General features: G+C 63.5%; 8 protein-coding genes, 2 tRNA genes and 1 pseudogene. 4 read left to right on the forward strand and 7 right to left on the reverse strand.

Annotated elements, in window-relative coordinates; all coding sequences use genetic code 11:
* Positions 1-1,196: SPFH domain-containing protein (locus tag AC1P6P_RS19660; protein ID WP_481404145.1), on the forward strand; the 1,196-nt coding region annotated here is incomplete at its 5' end.
* 118 nt (positions 1,197-1,314) lie between these two features.
* Here AC1P6P_RS19660 and AC1P6P_RS19665 read toward each other — a convergent pair.
* Complete coding sequence (locus AC1P6P_RS19665) at positions 1,315-1,923, reverse strand: histidine phosphatase family protein (protein WP_481404146.1); 609 nt, start codon at positions 1,921-1,923, stop codon at positions 1,315-1,317.
* A gap of 189 nt (positions 1,924-2,112) precedes the next feature.
* On the opposite strand from AC1P6P_RS19665, the gene AC1P6P_RS19670 reads away from it, so the two are divergent.
* Together AC1P6P_RS19670 and AC1P6P_RS19675 are read left to right on the forward strand one after the other, a co-directional pair.
* On the forward strand, positions 2,113-2,910 hold the full coding sequence (locus AC1P6P_RS19670; protein ID WP_481404147.1) for an SDR family NAD(P)-dependent oxidoreductase: 798 nt from the start codon (positions 2,113-2,115) through the stop codon (positions 2,908-2,910).
* A gap of 225 nt (positions 2,911-3,135) precedes the next feature.
* Complete coding sequence (locus AC1P6P_RS19675) at positions 3,136-3,882, forward strand: TorF family putative porin (protein WP_481404148.1); 747 nt, start codon at positions 3,136-3,138, stop codon at positions 3,880-3,882.
* A 278-nt stretch (positions 3,883-4,160) separates the two neighbouring features.
* Here AC1P6P_RS19675 and AC1P6P_RS19680 read toward each other — a convergent pair whose 3' ends face one another.
* The 4 genes from AC1P6P_RS19680 to AC1P6P_RS19695 all read right to left on the reverse strand — a co-directional run bounded on the left by AC1P6P_RS19680 (position 4,161) and on the right by AC1P6P_RS19695 (position 7,277).
* On the reverse strand, positions 4,161-5,681 hold the full coding sequence (locus AC1P6P_RS19680; RefSeq protein WP_481404149.1) for an ArnT family glycosyltransferase: 1,521 nt from the start codon (positions 5,679-5,681) through the stop codon (positions 4,161-4,163).
* Positions 5,682-5,742: 61 nt separating this feature from the next.
* On the reverse strand, positions 5,743-5,955 hold the full coding sequence (locus tag AC1P6P_RS19685; RefSeq protein ID WP_481404150.1) for a hypothetical protein: 213 nt from the start codon (positions 5,953-5,955) through the stop codon (positions 5,743-5,745).
* A 129-nt stretch (positions 5,956-6,084) separates the two neighbouring features.
* Positions 6,085-6,161, reverse strand: a tRNA-Pro gene (locus tag AC1P6P_RS19690).
* Positions 6,162-6,329: 168 nt separating this feature from the next.
* Positions 6,330-7,277, reverse strand: a complete 948-nt coding sequence (locus AC1P6P_RS19695; protein WP_481404151.1) for an SDR family NAD(P)-dependent oxidoreductase — start codon at positions 7,275-7,277, stop codon at positions 6,330-6,332.
* Positions 7,278-7,425: 148 nt separating this feature from the next.
* Between AC1P6P_RS19695 and AC1P6P_RS19700 the strand changes: the two genes are divergently transcribed.
* Positions 7,426-8,310 carry an AraC family transcriptional regulator gene (locus tag AC1P6P_RS19700; RefSeq protein ID WP_481404152.1) on the forward strand — a complete coding sequence of 295 codons (885 nt, stop codon included), beginning with the start codon at positions 7,426-7,428 and terminating at the stop codon, positions 8,308-8,310.
* A gap of 822 nt (positions 8,311-9,132) precedes the next feature.
* On the opposite strand, the gene AC1P6P_RS19705 is transcribed toward AC1P6P_RS19700, so the two are convergent.
* Both AC1P6P_RS19705 and AC1P6P_RS19710 read right to left on the reverse strand, forming a co-directional pair.
* Positions 9,133-9,207: transfer RNA gene (locus tag AC1P6P_RS19705), tRNA-Gln, on the reverse strand.
* A 17-nt stretch (positions 9,208-9,224) separates the two neighbouring features.
* Positions 9,225-9,345 (reverse strand): annotated as a pseudogene (locus AC1P6P_RS19710) (4-(cytidine 5'-diphospho)-2-C-methyl-D-erythritol kinase); the annotation flags it as partial.

The following is a 9,345-nucleotide window of genomic DNA, read 5'->3' on the forward strand; positions in this document are numbered from 1 at the left end:
ATCCGTTGATGTATGGTGCGTACAATCTCAATCCCTTCCTGGTGTCGGTCGAAATCGTGCCGATGCTGGTGGTCAACCAGGGCGAAGTCGCGGTGCTGAAGGCCTATGTCGGCCTTGCCACCGAAGACACCTCGGGCGCCGATTTCAAGTTCGGCAGCCTGGTCCGCCCCGGCCATCGCGGCATCTGGCAGGAGCCGTTGCGCACCGGCAAATACGCCATCAACCCGCGCTGCTATTCGGCCGAAATCGTGCCGACCTTCATCCTGACCCTCAACTGGGCCGAAGCGACCTCCACCGCGCACGAGCTCGACAAATCGTTGAAGCAGATCACCGCGAAGTCGAAGGAAGGCTTCATGTTCGACATCGACCTGCAGGTGCAGATCCATGTCCCGGACACCGAAGCGCCGAAAGTGATTTCCATCGTCGGCACCATGCTGAACCTCGTCACCGAGGTGTTGCAGGCGGCGGTCGGCAACCACTTCCGCGATAAGCTGCAGTCGATGCCGGCCATCGACTTCATCGAGAAGCGCCAGGAAGTGCAGATGCAGGCGCAGGAGCACATCACCCAGAAGCTCAAGGAATACCGCATCGAAACCCGCGGCGTGTACATCCAGGACGTGGTGTTCCCACAGGCGCTGGTCGACGTGCTGACGGCGCGCGAAATCGCCAATCAGCAGCAGGAGACCTATAAGGCCGAGGAAAAGGCGCAAGGCCAGCGCCTCGAACTCGAACAGGCCCGCGGCAAGGCCGACATGCAATCGGAACTGGCGCGCTCGGCGATCGGCATCGACATCGCCAAGAACAAGGCGCAGGGCGTGCAGAACGAAGCCGACGGCGAAAGCTATCGGCTCGAAAAGGTCGGCCGCGCCTCGGCAGTGAAGACCGAAGCCGAAGGCTTGGCGGTGGCCAAGGGTCTCGAAGCCCAGCAGGCGGCGATCGGCAAGGACCAGACCGCGATCGTCAACGTCGTCAAGGCGCTGGCGGCCGGGGCCCAGCGCTTCATGCCGGAAAATCTTGCGGTAACGCTCGGCGGCGGCGATCTCGGCGCCGGGCTTTCGTCGCTGATCCCGCTGATCATGAAGAAGCTGAACGCCGGTGCTGCGGCCGAACCGGAAGCGCCGGTCACCCAGCACGCGCCGAAAGACGCCGCCAGCTTCGAAGTCGGCTATTCGGCCAAGATCACCGACAAGCACTGAACCGAGCTGATCGGCATAAAAAGGCCCTGCCCTCACCGGCGGGGCCTTTGTTTTTGGGAATCGTCGCGCGCGCGCCGAAACCTGAATCCTGCGCGAGCACTGGGGGACGATTGGGGAATTACCCGAGCTCGTACACCACCGCGTTCCAGAAGCGGACGCGGTGGGCGCCGGTCTTCTTGAAGCCGCGGCGGGCCAGTTCGCGGCCGATCATGGCGTTGAAATAGCCGTGCGCGACCAGGGCCGAGGTGCCGTCTTCCTGCGCCTTGAACATCAGGATATCGGCGGCGGCGGCGGCGCGCTGCTTGGCACGGCGGTAATTTTCGATCTCAGGGTGATAGCCGGCATGCCACAGAATCCGGCTCATCACCGCCCAGGCCGGAACGCCGAGCTTGATCAGCGGAATCTTCGGGCTAGCCAGCGGCGCTTCCTCGAACAGGGTATCGGCGATCAATTCGGCGTGCGGAGCGATCGCCTTGGCGCTTTCCTGCGAGCGCGGCCGCTGCGACACGAACACCGCCGACAGGCCCTTGGCGAGGTCCTGCAATTCCTCCGGCGGCGCGCTGGACGGATCGAGCCCGGCGGCCTCGTAGGCATCGATATAATCGCGGAAACCGTAATGGCTGGTGCGCTGCTGTGTGGAAATCGCCGGCCGGCCATGACGCACCAGCACGATGCGCAGCACCGATTGCGCATAGGCATGGCGGCGCGTCCGGCGTGTCAGACGCATCCTGGCCCTGGCAAAAACGGACGGTCGGGCGTTGATGGTCGCTCCTTGCAGCGTCATCGGCTCACAATACCGGCGGCCGGTGATAAAATTTCAGTGCTTCCCACCCGAAAACCGGTACCCACTTTTCGGGGAAGCGCTCTAAGGTGCATTTAAGGCACAACTTCGGCAAGGTGAAACCCGAGAATGGTCATGGACGAGAGAGACTTCAAAGGCAAGACCGCGATTGTCACAGGTTCCGCAACCGGCATCGGCGCTGCCGTGGCACTGCGGCTCGGACGCGATGGTGCCAATATCGTGGTGAATTTTTCGCAAAGCGAAGCCGAGGCCAACGCCACCGCCGCCGCTGTGGAAGCTGCCGGCGGGCGTGCCATTGTGGTGCAAGGCGATGTCGCCCGCGACGCCGATTGCCGCCGTATCGCCGCCGCCACCCAGGCCGCGTTCGGCACCGTCGACATTCTCGTCAACAACGCCGGCACCACCAAATTCGCCGCCCATTCCGATCTCGAGGCCTTGAGCGAAAACGATTTTCAGCGGCTCTACGGCGTCAACGTCATCGGCGCCTTCCAGATGGTGCGCGCGGTGATCGGACCGCTGAAGGCGAGCGGCCACGGCGCCGTCGTCAATATCTCCTCGATCGCCGGCCTGCTCGGCATCGGGTCTTCGATCGCTTACGCCGCCTCCAAAGGCGCGCTCAACACCATGACGCGGTCGCTGGCGCGCGCGCTCGCCCCGCATGTGCGCGTCAACGCGATTCTGCCCGGCTTCGTCGCCTCGTCGTGGTTTGTGCGTTCGTTCGGGGCCGAAACGGCCGCCAAGCTGGCCGACGATCATCGCAAGACCGTCCCGCTCGATCGCGTCGCCGAGCCCGAAGATATCGCCGATATCGTCGCCTTTTTCGCCGGCCCGATGTCGCGCCACGTTACCGGCGAGACGCTTCTGGCCGACGGCGGATTGCATCTGACCGTGGGTCCGACGAGCTTCCGTTAGACTAACTTACCAACGTATGGGTGCCGATTAATTGGGCAGCACACTGCATAGATGGTGCTCAAACGGTGTTGCATTGCAACAACGAACCCCTGAATCCCGCCTGATTCGCGATTTTCCTGCCGTAAACGTGAGGTTTTCGATATTGCGTAACAGCGGCCCGTCACCGACATGTAGACAGCACTGACGCACAGCGCGTTGGGGCTTGAAGCATTCGAGGGCTGATCCATGAAATCCACTGGCTTGAAACTCACCTTTGCCGCAGCGATGCTGGCCTCCGTGGCCGTGCCGGCGCTGGCCGATGACGCGCCTGCGTATGGCAGCATCGCCGGCTATCTCGCTGTCGAAAGCGACTATCGCTATCGCGGTATCAGCCAGAACAACACCGCCGTCACGCCGGAAGGCTCGCTGAACTGGACTGGCCCGATGGGCTTCTATGCCGGCACCTGGGTCGCGCAAGTCGACTGGGGCGGACACAATCCAAACGTCGAAGTCGACATCTACGGCGGCAAGCACTTCGATCTCGACGGTACCGATCTTAATGTCGAGGCGTATTACTACAGCTATCCCGACTTCAATGCGTACGGCGGCCCGAAGGCGAGCTATTTCGAATTCCAGACCTACCTCACCCACACCTTCGGCAAGCTCACGCTGACGGCAATGGGGGCCTATTCGCCGGAATGGAGTCTCGGCCTCGGCGATGGCTGGTACGGCGCCGGCACCGCTTCTTATGCCATCACCGACTGGCTCAGTGCCAGCGCCACCGTCGGCCATCAGTGGGTGCAAGGCATTCCCAACGATTACACGCACTGGGATATCGGCCTGACGGCGACCTACAAGAGCTTCACGCTCGATGTCCGCTATGTCGGCAACGATATCCAAAAGGGCCTGCCGGCCTTGAACTGGGCTACCACCAACAACGCGACCCGCGACACGGTGAAGGCCAACCTGACCTACAATTTCACCCTGCTCTGATCCTCGCAGCGTATTGAAAAAGGCCCCGATGGAGCGATCCGCCGGGGCCTTTTGTTTGCGTTATTTTCTTCGGCTCAGCGCTAGAGCATCGGACGTTCGGCCGGAATCCCTTGATCGTCCCACGCCCCTCGGTGTCATGGCCCGCGACTGCGGGCCACCCAGGTGTCATCTGGCACAGCCCCTAAGATCGCGACAGATTTGACCTGGATCGCCCGCAGTCGCGGGCGATGACAGTGTTGGGTTGGTGGCGATCTCACATCAAAGTCCGCCGCTCTAGCCTAGTCGTAGTGCCTGATCCGCGGCCACGCCTGTGCCAGCGGCTTCTTCAATCCGCGCTCGATCCAGATCGGCTGATTCGTTTCGTAGGGCATGGCGTAGGGATCGTCGAGTTCGCCGGCCAGCTCGACCGATGCAAAGTCCTTCAAATGGTCCTCGCGCGTACCGCCGATCTCGATGATCACGCTGCCGTCGGCTTGCCGCGGCCCCCAGAGCCAATAGTTGTTGTGACTGCCGATAGCGGGTGGCAGGCCGTATTGCGCGCCGAAGACATCGATTGCCGCCGCTCTGCCGTAGTTGCTGCCGTAGAACGCCGCATGACGGCGCTCGGCAGGCACCAGCGTCCGATAAGCGGCGGCGACCTTGGCTGCCACTTGGGGCCAGCCGTGCATGTCGGCGAAATGCTGCGGCAGGCGCGCCTGCGCCGACGTTTCGGTCGCGGTCGTGGATGGTCCCATGCCCAGGGCACTGGCATAGCGGATGGTACCCTCCTCGGTGAACACCGGAATGGCCAGCGGCGCACTGACAAGGCCCAACACCGCGATAGACGCAGTCAATGCAGTACGGGCCGGCACATTGCGGACCCAACCCTCGATCGCCACCGAACCGACAGCAAAAAGGATCAGATAGATCGAGGACAGATAATACGGCTTGCCGTGATTGGCGACGAACAGCGCGACCAGCAGCACATAGCAGATCGGCAATGCCCGCAACGCCGCAAATTTCGGCTTTACCGCCGCTGCCCAAAGTCCCGACATCCAAACCACCGCCGCGAGCGGACCCATGATCAGAATCTGCTGGCCGATATAGCTCCACGGCGACAGCGCGACGTTCTTGCCGTGTTTGGCGGCTTCACCGAGTTCCCAAAACGGCCAGTGATGGGACCACTGCCAAAGCAGGTTCGGCAGAATGATGGCGGCAGCGATCGCCACTCCACCGTAGACCCACGGTTTGGCGAGCGAACGGCGCAACGGCGTCATGACGAGGCCGACGGCAAGCGCCACCAGGAAAAACCCGATCATGTACTTGCCCTGCAGCGTCACGCCCGCGATCGCACCCAAGACCAGCCACCAGCGTTCATCCCGGGTCTGTTCGATGCGGACGACGCACCAAAAGCAGCACAGCCAACCCAGGGCCTGGAACGTGTCGGTGGTGAACAACAGCCCGATGGCGAGAAAATGCGGCGCAGCCAGGACACAAAGCCCGGCGAGCCCTTGCGCAAAACGGCTGCCGCCGATCGCCCGCGCGAATTCGGCCGTCAACGCCACCGTCGCCGCCATGGCGATCGCCGGCACCAGACGAAAGCCGGTCAGCAGCTCGCCGAACAGTTGATAGGACGCCGCCGCCAGCAGCGGAATGAGCGGTGGCTGATCGACATAGCCCCAATCAAGGTGCCGGCCGCAGACGATGAAATAAAGCTCGTCGCGGCCAAAGCCGTAGCGGCCGTTGGCGACGAGATGGATCACAAAACACAGCGCGCCCAATACCAGCGACGGACGCAGCAACTGTTTGGCGTAGGCCATGTTGCCCCCCCTGCTTTACCCGGGGAGGTTTAGCCGATCGGCGCGAGTCTGTCTTTGGTGGTCAGACCAGCCAGACGAGGCCGGCAATCACCGCCCAGAGCGCGGTGGAGATCGCCAGCGCGAACCAGACGGTCTTGCCCAGCGCCCACGGCTCTTCTTCCTCGGCATGGAGACGGGTCCAGTCCATGTCGAGCGAAACCGGCACCCCACGCTCGGCACGCGCCTCGGCGAGGTTGATCACGTTTTCCTGACGGGCTTGCGAAGTGGCGGCCATGACTGAGCTTCCGGCGGACGACGACGCCATCGTCAGGCACAAGGTTTAAAACGAGTTTAAAGAGGACCGCCAATCGGAAATTGTGAATTCGGCCCGCGCGGACGGCTTCCCTCCTCAGCGAGGGAAGATTGGTCGGAGAGAGAGGATTCGAACCTCCGGCCCCCACGTCCCGAACGTGGTGCTCTACCAGGCTGAGCTACTCTCCGGCCATTCGCCCTGAGACGGGCGAGGGGCGGCGTTATAGCGGGGCAATTCCGACCCGGCAAGCACTCGACCCCCGCGAATTACCGCACCCTGCCGCGGGGCGCGCCAAATCGGCGTTCGTGGCGAAAATCGCGGGCCGGACAAGCCATTACGCCGCCCGGCCCGAATCGTCAGAAGCGCTCGCCGACCAGCGCCTCGCTTTTGGCCCACAGCGCCTTGGCGCGGGTTGCGTCGAGGGCATAGGCGCGCACCCCGCCCATGATGCCGGGGCCCTCTTGCGGCTCGGCGACGTGGCAATCCTCGCAATAGAGCCCGCCCACCAGCTCGGCCGGGGCGCGCACGCCCGCCCATACCGAAGTCGCGGCGCCCTGCGGGATGGTCTTGAACTCGAACGGATCGTTGGCGGGGCGGTTCTTGTTGATGTTGGCCAGCAGCCGTTCCAGCTCGCCGTCGGGCAAATGCCGCCCCAGCTCGGTCTGGATGCCGCCCGGATGCACCGCCGCGGCGCGGATCGCGGTCTTATGGCGCCGGTCGAACTCCACCGCGAACAGGATATTGGCGGTCTTGGAGCGGCCGTAAGCGACCCACGGATCGTAATCGGTCACCTCGAAGTTCGGGTCTTCCAGGTTCACGTCGGAAAAGCGATGGCCCGACGAGGCGAGATTGACCAGCCGCGAGCCCGGTTTGAACAGCGACACGATGCGATTGACGAAGACGAAATGGCCGAGGTGATTGGTGCCGAACTGCAGCTCGAAGCCGTCGGCGGTGACGCTTTTCGGGCTCGCCATGACGCCGGCATTGGCAATCACCAGATCGAACTTATCGCCCTTCTTGACCAGCGCATCGGCCGCGGTGCGCACGCTTTTCAGGGACGCGAGGTTGAGTTCAATCAGCTCGAAACCGCCGTTCTTTTCCGCCCGGACAGCCGCCGTCGCCCGCTCGGCCTTGGCGAGATCGCGCGCCGCGCCGACGACATGGGCGCCATGGGCCTTCAGCGCCCGCGCCGTCTCGACGCCGAGCCCGGCCGACACGCCGGTCACCAGAATGCGCTTGCCGCTGAGATCGAGGCCGTCCAGCACCTCGTCGGTGGTCGATTTCGCGCCAAAATTGTTGGTCATGATCATTCCTTTCCTTGAAGGCCGCCGTAGGGCCGCTCCTTGCCTAAATGGCTGGGAGGGAGTGATTTCCGGCACCCGATCGGCGCGATTTCTTGCCTGATCCTATCAGGGACTTGCGGATCGGCCGCCGCTGGACGATCTTGATGGGATGCCAGACCTTAGCCCTTTGCGCGAGATCGCGCTTCGCCACGCCAGCGGCTGGCGCACCGATACCGCCGTTCCCAACCTGACCATCATCGTCTCGCCCGCGCCGACGCCGCCGCAGGTCGGACTTTATCGCCCGATGGTGTGTCTGGTGCTGCAAGGCGCCAAGGAAGCGATCATCGGCGGCACGGTGCTCTCCTATCGCGAAGGCGAGTATTTCATCGCCTCGCTCGACCTGCCCGCCTCCGGCCGGGTGGTGGAAGCGAGCGCGACGCGGCCGTACATCTGCCTCGCCTTCGGGCTCGACCCCGAGAAGCTCGCCGCGCTGTTGCCCGACGTGCCGGCCGGCAGCGAACCGCAGGCCCCGGCCTTCGCCGTCAGCCCGGTGAGCGCCGATTTGTGCGAAGCCTGGGTGCGGCTGTTGAAGCTGCTGGAGCGGCCCGCCGACATCGCCGTGCTGGCGCCGCTCGCCGAACGCGAAATCCTCTATCGCCTGCTGCAAGGCCCGCAAGGGGCGGCACTGCGCCAGATCGTGCGGACGGGCAGCTCGCTCAACCACATCCGCCGCGCCATCGCCTGGATCAAGGAGCATTTCCACGAGCCGATCCGGATCGAAACCCTGGCGGCGCTCGCCGGCATGAGTGCGGCCACTTTCCATCGCCACTTCAAGGCGGCGACCGCGATGAGCCCGCTGCAATTCCAGAAAAACCTGCGCCTGCAGGAGGCCCGCCGCCTGATCCTCGCCAGCCGCGACGCCGCCCGCACCGCCTTCGCCGTCGGCTACGAAAGCCCGTCGCAGTTCAGCCGCGAATACGCCCGCCTGTTCGGCCTGCCGCCGGCGCGCGATGCCGCGCGGCTGAATGGGGTGGACGAAACCGCGATGGGGTGAGGGCGTGGGCAGAATGAATGGGGTCGCGACTGCGAGCCTATTCATCGAGGAGTTCTGGTTCAGTTCGGACGTGAATTACAGGGACAGAGTATTTCTGCGCCCAGGCTAGCGCAGCAGCGAGCGGCTTCTCCAGGCTAACATCATTTTCTGCGAGGGAAGCATAACCGACCCACTCGCCTGACGGCTTATGACTTCACCCAGTCCCGTAGAATTTCCCATCTTTGTCGAACGGCTCGACGACAAGCCAAGGCTTGTCCTCATCCCCATCCTTGAAGGGGACGTGCTCGCTCGGCTTGAGGTAGACCAACTGCGTCATAGTGTGATGATAGCTGATAAGCTAAGTGCCGCCATCCGACAATGTCGGTGCCTAAGTCAGTTTCATCCCGGAATTCCGGAATCGAGGCGCGACGCCGTCGTCAGAACGGTCGCACGCATCGGATGCTTGAACTGACAGCGCGAAATACCGTCGAAGTCCCGACTTAGAGCGGCGTGGGTTCAAGTGAGATCAGTCTTTCCTCCCCCGCGGTGAACGGGCACCTGAGTGTGGTCATGGTGACGTAGCGGGGGAGGTGGGCCGGCGTAGCGCTAGCGACGTCGGACCGGAGGGGGAATACTTCGGCGCCGGATTGGCCCCCCCTCCGTCGCCGAAGTGGCGCCACCTCCCCCGCGTTTTTGCCAGCGGTGCAGCGAGAGAGCTTGTCACTGCGGGGGAGGAAAGACGATCAATGATCTCGTCTGAAGGTCTGTTGCTCTAGCGTAGCAGGGTCGCAGTTCCCACGAGCCACATGAAGCAGCGCACCGCGGCCGCGATACGGCCGGGGTTGGCTGGGGCGCCAGGATTCGAACCTGGGAATGCCGGAATCAAAATCCGGTGCCTTACCGCTTGGCGACGCCCCAACAATCAGGGGAAAAAATTATCGGATGGTCTCGGCAACGGCTGTGAACCAGCCGGTTTCACGGGTCATGACGCTACGTGCCTTTTCGGCGCTTTCCCGGTCCCGGAAGAGGCCGAAAACGGTTGGGCCGCTGCCGGAC

The sequence above is a fragment of the Rhizomicrobium sp. genome (assembly GCF_056722145.1).

Coding starts and splice junctions, on each gene's coding strand:
- AC1P6P_RS19670 (WP_481404147.1), top strand. CDS start 2,113: ATGGACGAGAGAGACTTCAAAGGCAAGACCGCGATTGTCACAGGTTCC.
- AC1P6P_RS19695 (WP_481404151.1), bottom strand. CDS start 7,277: ATGACCAACAATTTTGGCGCGAAATCGACCACCGACGAGGTGCTGGAC.
- AC1P6P_RS19665 (WP_481404146.1), bottom strand. CDS start 1,923: ATGCGTCTGACACGCCGGACGCGCCGCCATGCCTATGCGCAATCGGTG.
- AC1P6P_RS19700 (WP_481404152.1), top strand. CDS start 7,426: ATGCCAGACCTTAGCCCTTTGCGCGAGATCGCGCTTCGCCACGCCAGC.
- AC1P6P_RS19680 (WP_481404149.1), bottom strand. CDS start 5,681: ATGGCCTACGCCAAACAGTTGCTGCGTCCGTCGCTGGTATTGGGCGCG.
- AC1P6P_RS19675 (WP_481404148.1), top strand. CDS start 3,136: ATGAAATCCACTGGCTTGAAACTCACCTTTGCCGCAGCGATGCTGGCC.
- AC1P6P_RS19685 (WP_481404150.1), bottom strand. CDS start 5,955: ATGGCCGCCACTTCGCAAGCCCGTCAGGAAAACGTGATCAACCTCGCC.